Here is a 20,732-nt window from a genome sequence, read left to right on the forward strand (position 1 = left end):
GGCGCCGGCGGCCGGAACCTGGAGCGGTGCAGAACGCATGCTCATGCCGAATGCAGCGCGTTTTGCTCGTCAGTAAGTGCCCGCGTACGAGCTGATCATTTGGTGCGGGCGCGGCGGCGATGATGGCCCGCTGGACCTGACGGACCAGCCTACGAACTGTCGGTTACGGGAGCACGGGCGCAATCCCGGCGAGCGCTCAGCCGCGCAGCGGACCGATGAAGGTGCCCGGATGGGTCGCACCTTCGGGCCATACCATGATCGAGCCCAGAGCGGCAGGCCAGACAGCATGCAGTTGGGTGGTGGAATCGGGTGGGGTGACGATGATTTCGGTGGGGGTACTGGTGCCGGTCGCGTAGGTCAGGGTGCTCTTGGCCTGACCTCCCGGGGGCAGGTGGACCGGTTGGCCCTGTTCGGAGGTTCGGGGCAGCGAGGCGCGGCCATTGTCGCCCACCGTGGCCAGATCGACTCCCGGGAAGCCTTGCAGGACACAGGATTCCTGAGACAGATTCGTCAGCACAACGCTCGCGGTGCGCTGACTTCCGCCGGGCTGTCCGAGCTCGGGCTGCACTGTGAGGCCCAGCCGGGAGGCCCCGCACCACGGCTCATCCGCCTGCGCCTGTCCCGCCGCCATGCAGGGTACTACCGCCCCGGCCACCACCAGCACCGCCGAAGCCACTGCCCTGAAACGCATATGCCGATCCTTCCGCATCCTCGTGATCGACAGTGATCTTGCGGATGGAACCTTATGGACGACTTATGTTCCGCTGAACACTGCCGTCCTCGGTGGAGGCGGCGTAACCGGACCAATGCGGCCGGCGATCTGGTCAGAAATCAAGCTGCGCCTGTTGATTCTGAGCGGTAGCCCGGGCGCTCGGTGCCGACGCGCTGGGTACGAGCGAGGGGCCGAGTGAGCACCCGTCGCGGGGCGGCGCGCGCCGCTCTTGAAGACGTGGCGGGCAAGCTCAACAAGGCACGCACGGGTTTCGCAACGGCGCACTCTCTGTGTACCCGTCCGGGGGCGAAGGGTGCGGACTCGGGCAAGAAAACGGCCTGACCTGCGGCCGAAAGTGTGCCCTCGGCAGGATTCGAACCTGCGACACCCGCTTTAGGAGAGCGGTGCTCTATCCCCTGAGCTACGAGGGCTGACCGCCCGGCCGAGGCCGGGTCGTCGGCAGTCTACCTGGTTGGGGCCTCGGGGGTCGCATCCGCTGGGTCAGCGGCGGGAGGCCTCGGATTCGAGGTAGTCGGCGGGGGTGAATCTGGTTGTTTTCCAGCGGAACAGGAGGGTGGCGCCGGGCCAGTTGTTGGTGATGCGGCCCGAGGCGTTGCGGTACCAGCTGGAGCATAAGTTCCAGGGGGTGTCCTTCAGGCGGCGCTGCAGCCAGTCGTCCCAGGACTGTTCCGCCTCGGGGGTGGCGGCCAGGTAGCGGCCGGGGCGGCGGGACAGGTAGGAGATGGCCTGGCGGATGTAGCGGGACTGGGACTCCAGCATGTAGATGATGGAGCCGGAACCGACATTGGTGTTGGGGCCGTACATGAGGAACAGGTTCGGGAAACCGGGGACCGACATGCCCAGGAAGGCGCGGGCGCCCTCGGGGGACCACTCGTCGGCCAGTTTGCGGCCGTGCAGGCCGTAGATGTGCATGGGGGCCAGGAACTCGGTGCCCTTGAAACCGGTGCCGTAGACGATCACGTCGGCAGGGTGCTCGACGCCGTCCGCGGTGCGAATTCCGTTGGGCGTCACCGCCTCGATGGCGGTGGTCTCGACCGTCACATTGGGCTGCGACAGGGCGGGGAAGTACTCGTTGGAGAACAGGCCGCGCTTGCAGCCCGCCGCGTAGTCGGGGGTCAGCTTGGTGCGCAGGGCCTCGTCGGGAACCTGCTTGGCGCGGTGCCGGTCGGCGATCGCGATCACCGGATGCTTGATCGCCGGAATGTCGGTGAGCGCCAACGCCATCACCTCGAAGAAGGTCCAGATGGCGAACCGCTCCGCCAGCCGCGCACCGGGCACGTACTCGAACAGGGCGTGATGCAGCCGGGTGTACTCGACATCGAACTTCGGCAGCACCCAGGCGGCCGAACGCTGGAACAGCGTCAGATGGTCGACCTTCGGCTGGATCGCCGGAATATATTGAATGGCACTGGCTCCCGTGCCGATACACGCCACCCGCTTACCGGTCAGATCCACCGAATGATCCCATTCGGCCGAATGGAACGCCGCGCCGGTGAAGGAATCGATGCCGGGCAGATTCGGCATGGCGGGCCGGGACAGCTGCCCGACCGCGGGAATCAGCACATCCGCCAGGTGGGTGACGCCGTCGGCGGTGCGGACCCGCCACATCGCGCTCGACTCGTCGAACTCGGCGTCCACCACCTCGGCCCCGAACTCGATCTTCGCGGGCAGGCCATGCTTCTCGGCGACCGTGCGCATGTACGCGTGGATATCGGCCTGCTGCGAGAAGCGCCGCGGCCAATCCGATTTCGGCTCGAACGACCACGAGTACAGCGGCGACGGCACATCGCAGGCCGCGCCCGGATAGGTGTTCTCCCGCCAGACCCCGCCGAGGTCGGCGGCCTTCTCCAGAATGGTGAAGTTGGTCAGGCCGTGGCGCTGCAATTCCAGCGCCATACCCAGTCCGGCGAATCCGGCACCGATGATCAGAATGGACGGCTCCCGCTGCATGTCAGCAACGGTAGGGCGCATTACCGCTGGTCATGCAGACATCGCCGGTCAGTGAATCGGTATTTTCGGCCACTCCGGTTTGCGAGCCCGGATTCGGATGCCGATAGTTGCCGGAATGTCGTTCTCACTGCTCACTGTCCGGGTCAGTGAGCGCCGTCTGACCTGCGACGCTGTCCCCGACTGGACAGCCCGGTGTCACACTCCCTATATTCACGGAAGTCTTTGCTCCAATTTGCTTGTCCTGGTTAGTGATTGGCTATTCTGCGCCGCCGCAGGGGGCGTCGTCAGCGCGCCGTGTCGCTGATCAGGACCGCGGGGCCGGCTGGTCGTCGTGTTGGGCGGCGGCGGGTCGGCAACGGGCTGCGGACGGCGAGGGTGGGGTTCGTCGTCCGCAGCCCGAGACCTCGTCCCTCGACCCGGGACGACTTCCTCGCAGCTCACATCCGAATTCGGCTAGGCTCGCCGCAAGTGACTCAGTTCACGTCACTCGTAGGTACATGCAAGGAGCGGTTGGGAAATGTTGAGCACCATGCAGGACGAGCAGCTGTCACTCGCGACACTGCTGCGCTACGCCTCCACCTTCCAGGGCGACAGCTACGTCTCCACCTGGACCGGCGACGGCTTACGCACCCAGACCTATCGTGAGGTCGGCCAGGACGCGGCCCGACTCGCCAATGCCCTGCGTGACCTGGGCATCGGCGTCGGAGACCGGGTCGGCACCTTCATGTGGAACAACAACGAGCACATGGTCGCCTACATCGCGGTACCGGCGATGGGCGCGGTGCTGCACGCTCTGAACATCCGCCTGTTCCCCGAGCAGCTGGTCTTCGTGGCCAACCACGCCGAAGACCAGGTCGTGATCGTCGACGGCTCGCTGCTGCCGATGTTCGCCCAGTACCTGCCCAACCTGAAGACCGTCCGCCACGTGATCGTCGCCAATGGCGACGCGGCCGCGCTCCAGGCTCCCGAGGGCGTCACCGTGCACTCCTACCGCGAGCTGCTCGACGCCCAGTCCGACAGCTACGACTTCCCGGTCATCGACGAGCGCTCCGCCGCCGGCATGTGCTACACCTCCGGCACCACCGGCGACCCCAAGGGCGTCGTCTACTCGCACCGCTCCAACTGGCTGCACGCCATGCAGGTGATCTCGCCCAACGGCATGGGTTTCGACGCCGCTGACACCGTGCTCGCCATCGTGCCGCTGTTCCACGCCAACGCCTGGGGCATCCCGTACGCCGCCATGATGTCCGGCGCCAATGTGCTCATGCCTGACCGCTTCCTGCAGCCCGCCCCGCTGCTGGAGATGATGGCCGCCGCCAAGCCCACCTTCGCCGCCGCCGTCCCCACCATCTGGGGTGGCGTGCTGGCCGGGCTGCAGGCGCAGCCGCAGGACATCTCGCACCTGCGCACCTGCGTGGTCGGCGGCGCGGCCGTGCCGCCGTCGATGATGCAGGCCTTCCAGGAGCGGCACGGCGTCAAGCTGCTGCACGCCTGGGGCATGACCGAGACCTCCCCGCTGGGTTCGGTCGCGCACCCGCCCGCCGGCGCCGAGGGCGAGGAGGCCTGGAACTACCGCTACACCCAGGGCCGCTTCCCGGCCGGTGTGCAGGCCCGCCTGGTCGCCGACGACGGCTCGGTGCTGCCGAACGACGGAGAAGCGCTGGGCGAGTTGGAGGTTCGCGGTCAGTGGATCACCGGCGCGTACTACTCGCCGTCCGGCGCCGAGGTGGATCCCGACAAGTTCCACGACGGCTGGCTGCGCACCGGTGACGTCGGCAAGATCAGCCCCAACGGCTACCTCACCCTGGTCGACCGCTCCAAGGACGTCATCAAGTCCGGCGGCGAGTGGATCTCCTCGGTGGACCTGGAGAACGCGGTCATGGGCCACCCGGCCGTCGCCGAGGCCGCCGTCATCGGCATCCCGGACGAGAAGTGGGACGAGCGCCCGCTGGTCGCCATCGTGCTGGCCGACGGCTCCGCGGCCAAACCCGAAGAGCTGCGCGACTTCATCGCGCCGAAGTTCGCCAAGTGGCAGCTGCCCGAACACTGGGCCTTCATCGCGGAGGTGCCCAAGACCAGTGTCGGCAAGTTCGACAAGAAGCGGCTGCGCGCCCAGCACGCCGATGGCTCGCTGACGGTCGTCACACTGGCCTGATCGCTGCACCCGAGATACAGCTCGAGCCGCGTCCCCACGGGACGCGGCTCGAAATAGGTGCCTGACCGGCTCGAATTCCCCCATATACAGATCAGTCCCCGGTAGTCTCCACCGAATTCGGAGTATCAGTCGTCGCTGATTACTCTCCATCCGACTGGCTTGCCGGGGGCCTGGCCGGATTCCTCGAACATGCCACCCATGTCTTCCGACGTCTCGTTCGACACTATGGCTCGCCCTGGTGTTCCGGTGTGAACTCAAGTGTCTCGCCGTCGGGATCGCCAGTCAATAGCTTGTTGCTATCTATCCTTGACGGCGCTCAATCCGTAGAGCACCGGGACGATCGGATCCGCGGGCGGGAGCCGCCACCAGCCGGTCTCGGTCGGCACCATCTGCGGCCAGCGCGGCCACGGCAGGGTGTCGGTCTCGGTCAGGCCGGTGATGCGCAGGCCCGCGTCGAGCAGTGCGGTGACCACCTCGCCGAGACCGTGCCGCCATTCGTAGGCGGTGGTGTCGGAGGTGAGGTCCGGGCCGTCGGTGTAGGTGTGCGCGCTGTCGCGGCGTTGCGCGCCGCGCCCGGCCAGATAGTCGTCGTGCAGGACGAGCTGACTCGGATCGATCTCCGGCGGCGGCGTGGGTCCCAGCGCGTGCAGCAGCGGATGGAATTCCACCAGATAGAACAGCCCGCCGGGCCGCAGCAGGTCGGCGACCACCCGGGCCCAGCGGGTCAGGTCCGGCAGGTAGCAGAGCGCGCCCTTGCCGGTGTAGACGACATCGAAACTCTTCTCGCCCAGCGCTTCTCGCGCGTCGTACACGTCGGCGCACACGTATTCGACGGCATCCCCGGCCAATTCGCGCGCGTGCCGGACCGACTCCGGCGAGAAGTCCAAGCCCACCGCGCGAGCGCCCCGGCGCGCGAATTCGATTGTCTCCGTGCCCAGATGGCATTGCAGATGGGCGACGTCCAGGCCGCCCACATCCCCCAGGGCATCCCATTCGAAGGGCGCGAACCAGTAGCTCGCATCGTGATCACGGTAGAAACGGCTGGCGGCGTGGATGCCGGCGCGGGCATCCCAGTTCCGCCGATTCGCCGACAACGGATCTGTCACGGTCGCCATGATAGGCAGTTCCGGTCGCGGCCCCGGGTCCGTACGGTTAGTTTGAGGGCAGATGCCCGCAATCCGCAGGGGTGGACGAGGAGGTCCGGGGTGCAATCGAAACAGGGTGGTCAGGCATGACATTCGGGCTGATCAAGTCGGTGGGGGAGCGGGCCTACCTGGAGGCCGAATCCGCGCGCCTGGCCATGGAAGCCGGGTTGGCGCGACTGGAATCCCCGGCCGTGCTGCTGGCCGCCGCCACCGCCATGCTGCGCTACGGCACCCTGGCCGCCGGGCTGCGGCTGTCCGCGGCGCGCTACGGCGGTCGCACCGCCGTCATCGACGAACTGGGCGAACTCACCTTCGCCGAACTCGAGGACCGCTCCAACCGGCTCGCCAACGCCTGGCGCGAACGCGGACTGAAACCGCGTGAGGGCGTGGCCGTGCTGGCCCGCAATCACCGCGGCCTGATCGACGCCATCTTCGCCGCCGCCAAGTGCGGGGCCCGGATCATCCTGCTCAACACCGATTTCGCGGCCCCGCAGATCCGCGACGTCGCCACCCGCGAGGGCACCGACCTGCTCGTCTACGACGACGAGTACGCCGAACTGCTCGGCGAGGTGCACCCCAAGCGCGGCAGCTACCGGGCCTGGACCGAGGAGCCTCGCGAGGACAGCCTCGAACACCTCATCGCCACCGGATCGCCCGCCGCGCCGCCCGCGCCCGGGGCCGAACCCAAGATCATCCTGCTCACCAGCGGCACCACCGGCACCCCCAAGGGCGCGCCCCGCGCGGAACCGAAATCGCTGCTGTCCCTGGGCGGTCTGCTGTCCAAGGTCCCGTTCCGGGTGAACGAGGTGACCGAATGCTGCGCCCCGATGTTCCACACGCTCGGCTTCGCCTGCGCCGTGCTGACGCTGGGCTTCGGCTCCACCCTGGTGATCCGCCGCCGCTTCGACCCGCAGGCCGCCATCGACTCCATGGCCCGGCACGGGGCCACCACGGTGATCGCGGTGCCGGTCATGTTGTCGCGCATGATGGATCTGGGTGGCCAGGCGCTCACCGGGCACGACCTGTCCGCGCTGCGCATCGTGTTCGTGGCCGGATCCCAGCTGGGCGCGCAACTGTGCCGGGAGGTGACGGCGGCGTTCGGACCGGTCGTCTACAACCTGTACGGGTCCACCGAGGTCGCCTACGCCACCATCGCCACCCCCGCCGATCTGGCCGAAGAGCCCGGCTGCGTGGGCAAACCGGTGCTGGGGGCGCGTGTGGAGATCCTCGACGAGCGCGGGCGGGCCGTGCCGAACGGCGCGACCGGACGCATCTTCGTCGGCAACAGCATCCAGTTCGAGGGCTACACCGGCGGCGGGAACAAGGAATTCGTGCGCGGGCTCATGTCCTCCGGGGACGTCGGCCACTTCGACACCGCGGGACGGCTTTTCATCGACGGCCGCGACGACGACATGATCGTGTCCGGCGGCGAGAACGTCTTCCCGGCCGAGGTCGAGGAACTGCTCTACACGCATCCGGCGGTGCGGGAGGCGGCGGTCATCGGCGTCGCGGACGAGCAATTCGGTGCGCGGCTCAAGGCTTTCGTGGTCGTCCACGACGGCAGGTCCTTCACCGAACCCGAGGTCAAGGAGTTCGTGAAGGACAACCTGGCCCGGTACAAGGTGCCGCGCGAGGTGGTGTTCCTCGCCGAACTGCCGCGCAACCCCACCGGCAAGGTGCTCAAGCGCAAGCTCCAGGAGGTCTGAGCCGCAGGCGCATCCGGCGCCTGCCCTTCCGGCGGACCGCGCCGTATGCTGAGCATCGCAGTACGCGGTCGAGCTAGGGAGGGCACGTGCCGGGGGCAGGCAATCTCGGCCACTATCGGCTCGTCGAGCTGCTCGGTCGCGGCGGCATGGGACAGGTGTGGCTGGCCGAGGACACCCGGCTGGAACGGGACGTGGCCCTCAAACTGCTCCCCGCGGAACTCGCCGCCGACGAGGACTACCGGCGGCGCTTCGAACGCGAGGCCCGGCTGGCCGCCCGACTACGCGGGCCGCACGTGGTGCCCATCCACGCCTTCGGAGAACTCGACGGCCGGCTCTACATCGATATGGAGCTGATCGACGGTTCCGACCTGGGCAAGACCCTGCGCGCCGACGGCGCGATGACGCCCGAGCGGGCCGTCGAACTCGTCTCGCAGGTCGCCGAGGCCCTCGACATCGCGCACAAGGCCGGGCTGGTGCACCGGGATGTGAAGCCCTCCAACGTGCTCACCCTGCCGAACGGCTTCGCCTATCTCATCGACTTCGGCATCGCCCGCGGCGTCGGCCAGGCCACCATCACCGGCACCGGTGTGGCCGTGGGGACCTGGGCCTACATGGCCCCCGAACGCTACTCCGGCACCGAGGACCTGCGCTCGGACGTCTACTCGCTGGCCTGCCTGCTGTACGAAACCCTCACCGCCGCGAAACCTTTCGCCCACACCGACCCGGTCCAGCAGATGGCCGCCCACCTCACCACCGACCCGCCCCGCGCCGCCGACCGCAACCCCCGGGTCCCGGCCGCCCTCGACGCCGTCATCGCGCGCGGCATGGCCAAGGACCCCGCCCACCGCTTCCCCTCCGCGGGCGCGCTGGCCGCCGCCGCCCGCACCGCACTGGAATCCACCCCGGCCCCGCGTCAGGCCCCGCACCGCCGGGCCGAACCCACCGCGAAATGGGATGGCGCGAACGGCTTCCCGGGCCACACTCCCACCCCCGCATCCCGGTACGCGCCCTACACCCCGCCCCCGAGACCGGCGAACCTCGGGTCGAGCCCAGGCCAGGGTTCGGGACCCGGCTCAGCGCCAGGCCCTGACTCGACACCAGGCCCTGGGCCGCGCCCGGCATCCTATGGCCGCTCAGCGGCCGGACCGTCACCGCGGACCAGAACCCCTTCGGGCGCAACACCTCCGCCGAGTCGGATGAACGCCGGTGCGGCACCTCCGCCGAGCCGGATCGGCTCGGGTGCGACTCCGCCGCCCGGTCGAAGCGCTGCGGGCGGGGCACTTCCGCCGACCGGCATGGGCGTGGGTGGTGGCATCCCGCCCGGGATGAGCTCTGGTGCAACGCCACTGCCGGGTGCCATGGGTTCGGGCACTACGCCGCTGCCCGGCGTGATGGGTTCGGGCGCTGCGCCGCTGCCGGGCGGGGTCGCGGCGGGTGCGGCGGGGCAGCCGGGCCTGGGTCCGGTGGCTCAGCCGATGACCGGGGCGATGGGGTTCGCGTCGCCGTATACCGCCGGTTTCGGCGGTGCGGTGGCGAAGCCGTTGCGGCGGGAGGGAATTCGGCCGTGGCAGCCGGTGTGGTGGGCGGTGCTCGGAGTGGGCGTGCTGTTCTTCGGGATCATGAGCGTCGGCGTGCTGGCGGTGACGTTCTCCGAAGGGTTCGACGACTGGCTGGAGACGTTGATCGCGTATCTGATCTTCGTCGCGCCGTTCGCGGGATCGATCTGGGTGACGGTGCTGGAGGTGCGCCGGTTCCGGGCGCGGGGGTAGCGCGGAAACGGCGCGACCGGGTCGCGGTCGCGCCGAATCCGGATGGGGCGCTCAGCAGTTGCGCAGTTCCGGGCTCTGGTTGAGCAGCTGGGCCCGGGTGGAGATGAAGGTGGAGTAGGTGTCGCCGCCGACCGAGGCGAGTGGGAAGGCCGCGACCCGGTGGCAGTTCTGGAAGGCGAGTTTGATGCCGAAATGGCGTTCCAGGCCGCCGCGAATGGCGTCGGAGGCCATGGCCCGCAGCAGCTGACCGCGGGCCGTCTCGTCCGGCGGCGCGATGGTGTTGTCGGCGTATTCCGCCGTGCCGGAACGCAGATCGTCGGCTACCCGGCTGACGACCTCGTAGGCGTAGGGCAGCGAGGTGCGGACGCATTCGACGAACTCTGCGTCGCTGACTTCACCGCGTTCGGCGCGCTCGAGTAGTGCGGTGGGTACATCGAGTGACATAACGCTCTCCTCATGGGATGGCGGAAGGTGTCAGCCGATTGTAGATGGAATCCGTTGTCAATAAGTCTGGATTCGCGACGAAAGTGCCCGCTCCAGAGCCTTTTTCGCGTCCGCGGTCAGGGTTCGGACCAGCTCGCCCGCCGGTAGCTCCGGCGCCAGCGCATGCGCCTGACCTGCCCAGAGATTCACCGCGTCGGCATTGCCCTCGGCCCGTGCCGCCGCCCGCAAAGGCCCGGTGGCGTAATGGATCTCGGGGTAGGCGACCGGAGCGTCCTGATGCTCCACCAGGAATCGATTCCGCAGCCCGCGCGCCCGGCGGCCGGTGAAGGCGCGGGTCAGCATGGTCGGGGCGTCGGTGACGATCGCCGCGCGCACCACCGGCGCGGTTCCGGCCTCGGGGCAGCGCAGGAACGCGGTGCCCAGCTGTGCGGCGGCCGCGCCCGCCGAGAGCGCGGCGGCCACGCCCGCGCCGGTCGCGATGCCGCCCGCCGCCACGATCGGGGCGTCCACGGCGTCGCGCAGCAGTTGCAGCAGGGTCAGCAGGCCCAGGGGGTCGGTGAGGTCGTCGGCGGGATCGTCGACGAACACGCCGCGGTGCCCGCCCGCCTCGGCGCCCTGTGCGATCAGCACGTCCGCGCCCGCGGCCACCGCTTCGCGCGCCTCGGCGACGGTCGTGACCGTCACCCAGACCTCGGTCCCGGCCGCGTGCAGGCGCGCGATCTCGGCGGCGGACGGGCAGCCGAAGGTGGTCGACACCACGGGCACGGGGTCGGCGGTGAGCAGGTCGAGCTTGGCGTCCCAGTCGTCGCTGTCGTAGCGGGGCTCGCCGACGGGGAACTCGGCGGCCAGGCCGCCCACATATGTATCGAACCGATCGGTCGGGCTCGGCTCGGAGGGATAGAAGAGATTCACCCCGAACGCGCCGGCGGTGAGCGCCCGCGTCGCGGCGATCCGCGCTGCCAGCTCACTCGCGGGCAGATATCCGGCGGCAACGAAGCCCAGCCCGCCCGCGTCGGTCACGGCGGCGGCCAGTTCTGGGGTGGACGGCCCCCCGGCCATGGGTGCCAGGACGATCGGCGTACGCAACTCGTCGAGAACCATCTCACCATTGTGCCTTTTCGGTTACGGTTTGTGATCAAGGGTTCGAGTGCTCGAGCTGGCGTTATCGCACAGAAGGTTGCGAAATGGTCACAAGCGAGTACTGTTTCCATCACAGCGATGCCGAATCGTTACCGGACCCTCCGAACGCTAGGACTTGCAGTGCCGCATCACCGAACGACCGCGAACTCCGTATCAGTCATGGATTTGCTTGGTGATTCCGGTGCTGTCCGCACTGGCGTCACCTCGCGCAGGCGGCACCGGGCCGAGCCCGCCGCCGCCGACAAGGTCAAGACCGCCGCCAGTTTCGCGGTCGCGGCCGGTGCGCTCATCGGCACCGGATCGCAGCTGGTCCCCGCTCTCGCGCACGCCGCTCCGCTGCTCCCCACGCACGACGAGAAGGCCGCCACCATCGCGGAGGACATCGCCCCCGTCGCGGCGACCGCCGAGCTGAAGCAGGCCAAGGACGTGGCGGCCCCCATCGCCGAGCCCGCCCCCGCGGCCCCGGTCGCGGCCCCCGCGCCGAACCCGGCCCCCTTCGGCCTGCAGAACCTGCCGCCGGAGATCTCCGCCCCGCTGGCGCAGGCCGAACAGACTCTGAAGTCCCTCCAGCAGCAGCTCAACCCGGGTCCGGGCGTGGTGAAGCCGGTCGACGGCCAGCTCTCCTCCGGCTTCGGCATGCGCTGGGGCGCAATGCATTACGGCATCGACTTCGCCGACCCGATCGGTACCCCCATCCACTCGGTGATGGGCGGCACGGTCATCGATGCCGGCCCGGCCTCGGGCTTCGGCCTCTGGGTGCGCGTCAAGCAGGACGACGGCACCACCGCGGTCTATGGACACGTCAACGACATGTACGTCAATGTGGGCCAGCGGGTGAACACCGGCGATGTGATCGCCTCCGTGGGAAACCGCGGTAACTCCACCGGTCCCCACCTACACCTGGAGATCTGGGATGCCGCCGACAACAAGATGGATCCGCTGCCATGGCTAGCCAGCAAGGGCGTTCTCATGCAGCAGCAGTGGGGACCGGACCAGTAGATCGTTCACCGGCCCCCGCGATGACCGGGCGTTTTCCGGACCGGCGTCTGCCGGTGGGTGCGGTGACGACACTGGACGAACTCTTCGACCCTGCCTCCGTGCACGGCCGTTCCTACGCGGTGCTGGTTCAGCACCCGCGTTCGACGGTGCTCGAGGTCGCCGAGCGGCTGACCGTGCCGCCCCGCGTGGCCGAGACCGCGCTGGAGGCGCTGTGCCAGCTCGAGGCCGTGGTCCGGCTCACCGACGGCAAGGGCGTGGTGCGTTTCGACGCGCATGCCCCGGAAGCCTTGTCGGAGGCCGAGACTCGCCGCCGTAATCAGGACATGCTGCGCATGCAGTCGGCCGCCGCGCGCCTGGGGGAGACCTTCCGCTCGGTGCGCCGCACCACCGACGCCGACGGCGCGGTGGTGGCCGTCTACGAGCGCCGCCAACTGCTGGCCGACTTCGAGGACCTGCAGCACACCGCGCACGCCACCGTGAAGGTGGTCGAACGCGGGCCGTTCCTCTCCGACGTGGAGACCGAGGAGCGGATGTTCGAGCTCAAGACCTCGCGCATCGCCGCCGGCATCGACTACCGGACCCTGTACCAGGAGACCATCTACCAGGATCCGGAACGGCTGCGCCACGTGCTGGCCACCAACGCCGTTGGCGCGCAGGCGCGTACGCTCGCCGACCCGCCGATGAAGCTGATCGTCGCCGACGATCGGCGCGCGGTGCTGGTGCTGCACACCGACGAGCGCCGCGGCGACCCCATGGGTGTCCGCGTCGGCCCGTCGCCGACCCTGGACCTGCTGGTCAAGACCTTCGACGCGCTGTGGCTGACCGCCACGCCGATCTCGGTGAACCCGTCCGAGGCGCTCGACGATCGGGACAAGGCCATCCTCACCCTGATGAGCATGGGCGCGACCGACGACACCATCGCGCGCCGGCTGGGCCTGTCGCGTCGAACCGTGGTGCGCCGCACCGCGAGTCTGCTCGAACGGCTGGGCGCCAGCACCCGTTTCCAGGCCGGAGTGCAGGCGACACGCCGCGGCTGGCTCTAGGGGTCTGTGGCGCAAGTCACCTGACAGCAACACTTCTCGCTGGTCAGCGATATTCATCATGCATGGCTGCTCGGGGCACTTCGCGAGCATCGATATGATTGTTTCCGTCCGCTGACCTTTTGACGTCCCGGGAACAGACGTCAGTTTTCGTGGGTCCGCCGAGTGTCTTCGGCTGCGGAAAAGACCAACCCGAGAGGTGATTGCACGCGTATGGATACTGCCCGCCGTACAGCACGCGGTACTCGTCGGCGTCGGTCCGGCAGCCCACTCTTCGGGCAGTTGCTCACCGCGTCGGTCGAATCCGCCGGTGACGCCATCGCCATCCGCTTCAACCCGACCGGGGATCCGGCCGCTCAACGCGAGATCAGCTACCGCGAGCTGGACGCGCGCTCCTCGCAGCTGGCCCGGGAACTGATCGCCCGCGGCGTCGGCCCCGGCGACATGGTCGCCATCGGGATCACCCGCTCGATCGAATCCGTGCTGGCGGTCTGGGCCATCGCCAAGACCGGCGCGGCCTACGTGCCGGTCGACCCCGCGTACCCGCCCGACCGCATCGAACACCTGCTCACCGACTCCGGCGCGGTGCTGGGCCTGACCACCCGGGAGTACCGCGCGGGCCTGGGCGACGCCGCCACCTGGATCGAACTCGACGATCCGGCGCAGCAGCAGCGCGTCACCGCGCACCCGGACCACCCGATCTCCTACGCCGACCGGGTGGGCACGCTCACCGAGCAGCACCCCGCGTACGTCATCTACACCTCCGGTTCCACCGGCAAGCCCAAGGGCGTGGTGGTCACCCACACCGGCCTGGCCGGGCTGGTTGCCGCCGAACGTGAGCACTACGCGGTCTCCGCGGATTCGCGGGTGCTGCACGTCTGTTCTCCCAGCTTCGACGTCTCGGTGCTGGAACTGCTGCTGACCTTCACCGCGGGTGCGACCCTCGTCATCGCGCCCGCCGGTGTCTTCGGCGGTGTGGAACTGTCCGACCTGCTGGACCGCGAGAGCGTCACCCACGTGTTCATCACGCCCGGCGCGCTGGAATCCGTGGACCCGGCCGGGCTCAGCGAGCTGACCACCGTCGTGGTGGCCGGTGACAAGTTCGGCCCGGAACTGGTGTCGCGCTGGGCGACCGATGAGCGCTCCTTCTTCAACGGCTACGGCCCCACCGAGGCGACCATTCTCGCCACCTCCAGCGCTCCGCTGCTGCCGGGCGAGCCCATCACCATCGGCGCCGCCATCGCGGGTGTCGGTGCGTACGTGCTGGATTCGCGGCTGCGGCCGGTGCCGGACGGCGTGGTCGGTGAGCTGTACCTGTCGGGACCCGCACTGGCGCAGGGATACAAGGGCCGCCCCGGTCTGACCGCCGAGCGTTTCGTGGTGAGCCCGTTCGGCGAGGCCGCCGGAAGCCCGGGTTCGCGGCTGTACCGCACCGGTGACCTGGTGCGCCGCAATCCGGCCGAATCCGAGCAGCCGGGCGTCATCGAATATCTGGGCCGCTCCGACTTCCAGGTCAAGATCCGCGGTCTGCGTATCGAATTGGGCGAGATCGACAATGCCCTGAGCGCGCACCCGGACGTGGATTTCGCCGCGACCCTGGGCCGGGCGCTGCCGTCGGGCGCGACCGCCCTGGTCTCGTACGTGCTGCCCCGCCCGGGCGTGACCGTGGACACCGCGGCGCTGGCCGCGCACGTCGGCGAGTCGCTGCCCGCGTACATGGTGCCCACGGCCATCGTGGTGCTGGCCGAGATCCCACTGACCCCGGTCGGCAAGCTGGACCGGAATGCCCTGCCGGAGCCGGTGTTCGCGGCCCGCGAGTTCCGGGCTCCGTCGACCCGTGCCGAGGAAGTCATCGCGGACGTGTTCGCCGCCTTGCTGATTCCCGACAATCCGGACGCCCGGGTCGGTGCGGACGACGACTTCTTCGAACTCGGCGGCAACTCGCTGCTCGCCGCCCAGGCCGCCGCCCGCATCGGCACCGCCCTCGGCGTGCGGGTGCCGGTGCACGTGCTGTTCGACGGCTCCACCGTGGCCGAACTGGCCCGCCGCCTCGAGGGCGAGACGGCCCCGGCCGCCACCGGGCCCGCGCTCGGCTCGCTGCCCCGCCCGAACCGGGTGCCGCTGTCCTTCGCGCAGCAGCGCATGTGGTTCCTCAACCGCTTCGACCCGAACAGCGCGGTCGACAACATGCCCCTCGCGGTGCGGCTCACCGGCGCCCTCGACGTGGACGCCATGCGCGCCGCCGCCGCGGACCTGGTCGCCCGCCACGAGGTGCTGCGCACCATCTACCCCGAGGTCGACGGCGAGGGCTTCCAGCAGGTGCTGCCCGCCACCGACCCGCGGGCCCTGCCCGAACTGCCGGTCACCGAGATCGACGCCGCCGAGATCGCCGACCGGGTCGCCGAGGTGGTCGGCGCGGGCTTCGACGTCACCGCCGCGCCGCCGCTGCGCCTGCGCCTGCTGCGCCTCGCGCCCGACGAGCACGTGCTGGTCGCCGCGATCTATCACATCGCCGCCGACGGCGTCTCGATCGGCGTGCTGGCCCGGGACCTGGTCACCGCGTACGCGCAGCGCATGAACGGGGCCGCTCCGCAGTGGGCCCCGCTCCCCGTGCAGTACGCGGATTACGCGGTGTGGCAGCGGGAATCGCTGGGCAGCGAGGACGACCCGGACTCGCCGCTGGCCCGCCAGATCGCCTACTGGCGCGAGAACCTCGCCGACCTGCCCGACGAACTGGTGCTGCCCTGGGATCGGCCGCGGCCCGCCGTCGCCTCCTACCGCGGCGGCAACCACAACTTCCGGTTCGACGACGAGATCTACGCGGCCGCACGCCGATTCGCCGAAACCCACAACACCACGCTGTTCATGGTGGTGCACACCGCGCTCGCGGTGCTGCTGGCCCGGCTCTCCGGCACCCGCGACATCGCCATCGGCACCCCGGTGGCCGGGCGTGGCGAGGCCGAGCTCGACGACCTGATCGGCATGTTCGTCAACACGCTGGTGCTGCGCAGCGACATCGACCCCGCCGCCTCCTTCACCGAGCTGGTGGCGGCGGTGCGCGAGAACGACGTGCGCGCCTTCGGCCACGCCGACGTGCCGTTCGAGCGCCTGGTGGAACTGCTGGACCCGGCCCGCTCGCAGGCCCGCAACCCGCTGTTCCAGGTCATGCTGACCTTCCAGAACATGGCCCCCACCCGGCTGGAACTGCCCGGCCTCACGGTGGCGGGCGCGGACCTGGAGATCCCGTTCGCCAAGTTCGATCTGCAGCTCACCCTGCAGGAATCGCTCGACGAGCGAGGCCACGCCACCGGCATGGCCGCCGAGTTCTCCTACGCCATGGACCTTTTCGACGCCGCCACGGTCGCCGAACTGGCCGCCCGCTTCCAGCGGGTGCTGGCCGCGCTGACCGCCGACCCGGCCGCGCCGGTCGGCGATCTGGCGCTGTTCTCCGCCGGGGAACGGCAGCGGGTGCTGACCGACTGGAACGCCACCGGCTTCGACGTGGCGGCCACGCTGCCCGAAGGCGCTGCGGCGACCCTGGTTTCGCGGTTCGACGCCCAGGTGGTGGCGACCCCGGACGCCGTCGCACTGGTCTTCGCGGACGAGACGCTGACCTACCGTGAGCTCGCGGAGCGCTCCAACCGCCTGGCGCGACTGCTGATCGCCGAAGGTGTCGGGCCGGAATCGCTGGTGGCCCTGGCCCTGCGCCGGTCGACCGAGCTGGTCGTGGCCATGTACGCGGTGCTGCAGGCCGGTGCGGCCTACGTGCCGCTGGATCCGGACCAGCCCGCCGACCGCATCGGCCACATCCTCGACACCGCGCGGCCGCGACTGCTGCTCATCGCGGAAGCGGACGAATTCGAGGCCGGGGCAAGGGATGTCGCCACCTTGTCGGTCGAACGGGCCGAGGCGTCCGCGCGCGCCCTGGGCGGCGCGCCGATCACCCAGGCCGAGCGCGTCCGACCGCTGCGCCCCGAGCACGCCGCCTACGTCATCTTCACCTCCGGCTCGACCGGCCGCCCCAAGGGCGTCGCCGTCGAGCACCGCGCCATCGTCAACCGCCTGGTGTGGATGCAGCACGAATACGCGCTGACCGCCGACGACGCGGTGCTGCAGAAGACTCCGGCCACCTTCGACGTGTCGGTGTGGGAGTTCTTCTGGCCCTTGCAGACCGGTGCGCGCCTGGTGGTCGCCAAGCCGGACGGCCACCGCGACCCGGTGTACCTGGCGCAGATCATCGCCGAACAGCGCATCACCACCGCGCATTTCGTGCCGTCCATGCTGTCGGCCTTCGTGGCCACGCTGGACAACGACAGCGAACTGGCGCGCGCGGGCCGCGGTCTGCGGCAGGTGTTCGCCTCCGGTGAGGCGCTGCCCGCGCCGACCGCGCGACAGCTGCGCGAGCTGACCGGGGCCCGCCTGCACAACCTGTACGGCCCGACCGAAGCCGCCGTCGACGTCACCTATCACGAGGCCGTCGACGCTGACACGGTGTCGATGCCGATCGGGCGTCCGGTCTTCAATACCCGTGTCTACGTGCTGGATTCCCGCCTCAACCCGGTCCCGGCCGGGGTCGCGGGCGAACTGTACCTGGCGGGTGTGCAGCTGGCGCGCGGCTACGTCGAACGCCCGGACCTGACCGCGGACCGCTTCGTCGCCGACCCGTTCGGTGCCGGCGAACGCCTCTACCGCACCGGCGATCTGGTGAAGTGGACCGCCGAGGGCGAGCTGGAGTACCTGGGCCGCACCGACTTCCAGGTGAAGCTGCGCGGTCTGCGCATCGAACTGGGCGAGATCGAGGCCGCGCTGCTGGCGCAGCCGGGCGTCGCGCAGTCGGTGGTCGTGGTGCGCGCCGACGCGCACACCGGCGACCAGCTGGTCGGCTACGCCGTCGCCGCCGACACCACCCCCGAGGAGCTGAAAGCCGGTCTGGCCCGGTCACTTCCGGCGTACATGGTGCCCAGCGCGATCGTCGTGCTCGACGAGTTCCCGCTCAACGCCTCCGGCAAGCTGGATCGCAAGGCGCTCCCGGCGCCGGTGTTCGAGGCCAAGAGCTTCCGCGCCCCGTCGACCCCGATCGAGGAGATCGTGGCCGGGGTGTTCGGCGAGCTGCTCGGCGCCGACCGGGTCGGCGCGGACGACGACTTCTTCGAACTGGGCGGCAACTCGCTCATCGCGACCCGGGCGGTGGCGCGGATCAACGCCGCCCTCGACACCACCGTCGCGGTGCGCGAGATCTTCGAGACCGCAACGGTTTCCGGGCTCGCGGCGCGCATCGTGCCGGGTGCGGGCGCCGGGGCGCGGCCGGCGCTGGTGGCGGGGGAGCGGCCCGCCCGCGTTCCGCTGTCGCTGGCGCAGCAGCGCATGTGGGTGCTCAACCAGCTCGACCCGGATTCCCCCGTCTACAACATCCCGATGGTCATCCGGCTCACCGGCGCGCTCGACGTGCCCGCCCTGCGCCACGCCGTCGAGGACGTGCTCACCCGCCACGAGGTGCTGCGTACCCGCTACCCGGAGACCACGCCGGGCGGGCCCGCCTTCCAGGAGATCCTCTCGGTCGCCGACGTGCTGCCGCACGGTCTCGAGGTGGAGCGGGCCGGCGATATCGGCGGCCGGATCGGCGCGCTGGTCGGCACGGGATTCGATGTGGCGCAGCGGGTTCCGGTGCGGGTCCGGCTCATCACCGGCGACGACCCGGACGACTACCTGCTGGTCCTGGTGGCCCACCACATCGCCGCCGACGGCGCCTCCATGGCGCCGCTGGCCCGCGACCTGATGACCGCGTACCTGGCGCACGCCGCGGGCGAGGCCCCGGCCTGGCAGCCGCTCGCGGTGCAGTACGCGGACTACGCGGTGTGGCAGCGGGCCGCGCTCGGTCTCGAGGACGACGCCGATTCGGCGGCCGCCGCGCAGATCGCGTTCTGGCGCGACCAGCTGGCCGGACTGCCCGACCGTCCGATGCTGCCGCTGGACCGGCCGCGTCCGGCGGTGGCGTCCATGCGCGGCGCGCTGCTCGACTTCACGCTGTCGCCGCAGGTGCACACGGGCCTGAATCGCCTGGCGCGCCAGCACAACGCGTCACTGTTCATGGTGGTGCACGCGGCGGTGGCGGCCTGGCTGTCGCGGCTGTCGGGCAGCGCCGACGTGGTGCTCGGCACCGCCGTCGCGGGCCGCGGCGAACGCGCGCTCGACGATCTGGTCGGCATGTTCGTCAACACGCTGACGCTGCGGACCCGGGTGGATCCGGCCGCGTCGTTCGACGAGCTGGTCGAGCGAGCCCGCGAGACCGACCTGTCGGCGTTCGCGCACGCGGACATCCCGTTCGAACGGGTCTCCGAGCTCACCGCCCGCACCACCGCGAATCCGCTGCTCCAAGTAGTGCTTTCGCTGCAGAACACCGAGACCCCGGTGCTGGAACTGCCGGGCCTGACCGTGGCCGCCGTCGACACCGCCCTGGCCACCGCCAAATTCGATCTGCAGATCAGCGTCGAACCGCGCCCCGGCGTGGACGGCGCGACCGGTGAACTGGCCGTCATCCTCAACTACGACACCGATCTGTTCGAGGAATTCTCGATGGCGTCGTTCGGGCGGGCGCTGGAACGGACGCTCACCGCCGTCGCCGCCGACCCGCAGCTGGCAGTCGGCGACATCGAACTGCTCGATGCCGCGGAATCTGTTGCGGTGCAGGCGATGTCGCAGTCCGCGCCGGAACCGGCCGGGTTCGGCGTGCGCGGTGCGGCGCTGTCCCAGCTGCTCACCACCGCCGCCGAGGACGACCCGGACGGCCCCGCCCTGGTGTGGGGCGACGAGGCGCTCACCTACTCCGAACTCGACGCCCGCTCCTCGCGGCTGGCCCGGGTGCTGATCGCCCGCGGCAGCGGACCCGGCACCGGAGTGGTGCTGCGCCTGGACCGCGGCGTCGACCAGGTGGTCGCCATCTGGGCGGTGCTCAAGGCAGGCACCATGATGGTGCCGTTCGCCGCCGCCGAGACGCCCGGCCAGGACGTGAAGGTCGGCATCACCGTCGGCCGCGCGCCCGAGGGCGTGCGCGGCATCGACTGGGTGGTGCTCGACGATCCGGAGACCGCGGCCGAGGTCGCGGCCGAGTCGGCGCGACCGGTCACCTACGCCAACCGGATTCGCGCGCTGCGCGGCGACGACCGGGCCCGCACGTCGGCGGACGGGACGCTCACCTACGACGAGCTGGCCGCCGCCGTGGACCGCGCCCGCGGCCTGGACCTCACCTTCGAATCGCGCACCTTCCATCACGGCGCCGCGGATTCCGCGCTGGCCATGATCGAAGCGGTCGCGGCCGGAGCGGTCGGGGCGTCGGTGGTGCTGGTGCCCGCCGAGCCCGGCGCGGAACTGTCGGACGTGCTCGCCGACGAGTGGGTCACTCACGTCTTCGCCGAGGCCGATCGCCTCGGCGAGCTGGATCCGGCCCCGCTCGAGGATCTTCGGGCCGTCGTGCTCGACGCCCCCACCGCGGCCGCCGAGCCGTGGGCGCAGACCGCCACCGTGGCGGTGCTACCGGCCGATGGGACGGTGCCGCCGGAGTAGCGGAGACGACGCTGCCGCGTTCGCGTCGCGGTAGCCCTCGTGCAGAGCGGTCCCCCCGGACCGCGTCGGCGCCGGCGGAATTCACCTCCCG

The 20,732-nt window shown here is 70.1% G+C and carries 11 protein-coding genes and 1 tRNA gene; 6 read left to right on the forward strand and 6 right to left on the reverse strand.

Features of this window, described 5'->3' with window-relative positions; genetic code table 11:
* Positions 1–196: 196 nt before the first annotated feature.
* The 3 genes from ACQP06_RS04040 to ACQP06_RS04050 all read right to left on the reverse strand — a co-directional run bounded on the left by ACQP06_RS04040 (position 197) and on the right by ACQP06_RS04050 (position 2,683).
* Positions 197–691 carry a DUF4232 domain-containing protein gene (locus ACQP06_RS04040; protein WP_433670587.1) on the reverse strand — a complete coding sequence of 165 codons (495 nt, stop codon included), beginning with the start codon at positions 689–691 and terminating at the stop codon, positions 197–199.
* Positions 692–1,070: 379 nt separating this feature from the next.
* Positions 1,071–1,143 (reverse strand) — tRNA-Arg (locus ACQP06_RS04045).
* Positions 1,144–1,213: 70 nt separating this feature from the next.
* Complete coding sequence (locus tag ACQP06_RS04050; RefSeq protein WP_433670588.1) at positions 1,214–2,683, reverse strand: flavin-containing monooxygenase; 1,470 nt, start codon at positions 2,681–2,683, stop codon at positions 1,214–1,216.
* Positions 2,684–3,200: 517 nt separating this feature from the next.
* On the opposite strand from ACQP06_RS04050, the gene ACQP06_RS04055 reads away from it, so the two are divergent.
* On the forward strand, positions 3,201–4,838 hold the full coding sequence (locus tag ACQP06_RS04055) for a long-chain fatty acid--CoA ligase (protein WP_433670589.1): 1,638 nt from the start codon (positions 3,201–3,203) through the stop codon (positions 4,836–4,838).
* 296 nt (positions 4,839–5,134) lie between these two features.
* Here ACQP06_RS04055 and ACQP06_RS04060 read toward each other — a convergent pair whose 3' ends face one another.
* Positions 5,135–5,953, reverse strand: coding sequence for a class I SAM-dependent methyltransferase (locus ACQP06_RS04060; RefSeq protein WP_433670590.1), 819 nt, complete (start codon positions 5,951–5,953; stop codon positions 5,135–5,137).
* 116 nt (positions 5,954–6,069) lie between these two features.
* Here ACQP06_RS04060 and ACQP06_RS04065 point away from each other — a divergent pair, with 116 nt between their 5' ends.
* Complete coding sequence (locus ACQP06_RS04065) at positions 6,070–7,689, forward strand: acyl-CoA synthetase (RefSeq protein ID WP_433670592.1); 1,620 nt, start codon at positions 6,070–6,072, stop codon at positions 7,687–7,689.
* Between the two features lie 86 nt (positions 7,690–7,775).
* Entirely contained in the window at positions 7,776–9,458 is a 1,683-nt protein-coding gene (locus ACQP06_RS04070; RefSeq protein ID WP_433670593.1) for a protein kinase domain-containing protein, read from the forward strand.
* A gap of 51 nt (positions 9,459–9,509) precedes the next feature.
* Here the strand turns inward: ACQP06_RS04070 and ACQP06_RS04075 are convergent, their stop codons facing one another.
* On the reverse strand, positions 9,510–9,902 hold the full coding sequence (locus ACQP06_RS04075; protein ID WP_433670595.1) for an SCO5389 family protein: 393 nt from the start codon (positions 9,900–9,902) through the stop codon (positions 9,510–9,512).
* 57 nt (positions 9,903–9,959) lie between these two features.
* A complete protein-coding gene (locus ACQP06_RS04080) occupies positions 9,960–11,003 on the reverse strand; it encodes a nitronate monooxygenase (protein WP_433670596.1) in 1,044 nt (347 codons plus the stop codon).
* Between the two features lie 198 nt (positions 11,004–11,201).
* Here ACQP06_RS04080 and ACQP06_RS04085 point away from each other — a divergent pair, with 198 nt between their 5' ends.
* The 3 genes from ACQP06_RS04085 to ACQP06_RS04095 all read left to right on the forward strand — a co-directional run bounded on the left by ACQP06_RS04085 (position 11,202) and on the right by ACQP06_RS04095 (position 20,641).
* The gene (locus ACQP06_RS04085; RefSeq protein ID WP_433670597.1) at positions 11,202–12,041 is read left to right on the forward strand and encodes a M23 family metallopeptidase; all 840 of its coding nucleotides are present in this window, start codon (positions 11,202–11,204) and stop codon (positions 12,039–12,041) included.
* Between the two features lie 62 nt (positions 12,042–12,103).
* The gene (locus tag ACQP06_RS04090) at positions 12,104–13,084 is read left to right on the forward strand and encodes a LuxR C-terminal-related transcriptional regulator (protein ID WP_433670598.1); all 981 of its coding nucleotides are present in this window, start codon (positions 12,104–12,106) and stop codon (positions 13,082–13,084) included.
* 210 nt (positions 13,085–13,294) lie between these two features.
* Positions 13,295–20,641 (forward strand): amino acid adenylation domain-containing protein, encoded by a 7,347-nt coding sequence (locus ACQP06_RS04095; RefSeq protein ID WP_433670599.1) that lies wholly within the window; start codon positions 13,295–13,297, stop codon positions 20,639–20,641.
* The last annotated feature ends 91 nt before the right edge of the window (positions 20,642–20,732 follow it).

The organism is Nocardia sp. CA-136227 (assembly GCF_050955695.1).
GTDB lineage: Bacteria > Actinomycetota > Actinomycetes > Mycobacteriales > Mycobacteriaceae > Nocardia.

Coding starts and splice junctions, on each gene's coding strand:
- ACQP06_RS04040 (WP_433670587.1), bottom strand. CDS start 691: ATGCGTTTCAGGGCAGTGGCTTCGGCGGTGCTGGTGGTGGCCGGGGCG.
- ACQP06_RS04050 (WP_433670588.1), bottom strand. CDS start 2,683: ATGCAGCGGGAGCCGTCCATTCTGATCATCGGTGCCGGATTCGCCGGA.
- ACQP06_RS04055 (WP_433670589.1), top strand. CDS start 3,201: ATGTTGAGCACCATGCAGGACGAGCAGCTGTCACTCGCGACACTGCTG.
- ACQP06_RS04060 (WP_433670590.1), bottom strand. CDS start 5,953: ATGGCGACCGTGACAGATCCGTTGTCGGCGAATCGGCGGAACTGGGAT.
- ACQP06_RS04065 (WP_433670592.1), top strand. CDS start 6,070: ATGACATTCGGGCTGATCAAGTCGGTGGGGGAGCGGGCCTACCTGGAG.
- ACQP06_RS04075 (WP_433670595.1), bottom strand. CDS start 9,902: ATGTCACTCGATGTACCCACCGCACTACTCGAGCGCGCCGAACGCGGT.
- ACQP06_RS04080 (WP_433670596.1), bottom strand. CDS start 11,003: ATGGTTCTCGACGAGTTGCGTACGCCGATCGTCCTGGCACCCATGGCC.
- ACQP06_RS04085 (WP_433670597.1), top strand. CDS start 11,202: ATGGATTTGCTTGGTGATTCCGGTGCTGTCCGCACTGGCGTCACCTCG.
- ACQP06_RS04095 (WP_433670599.1), top strand. CDS start 13,295: ATGGATACTGCCCGCCGTACAGCACGCGGTACTCGTCGGCGTCGGTCC.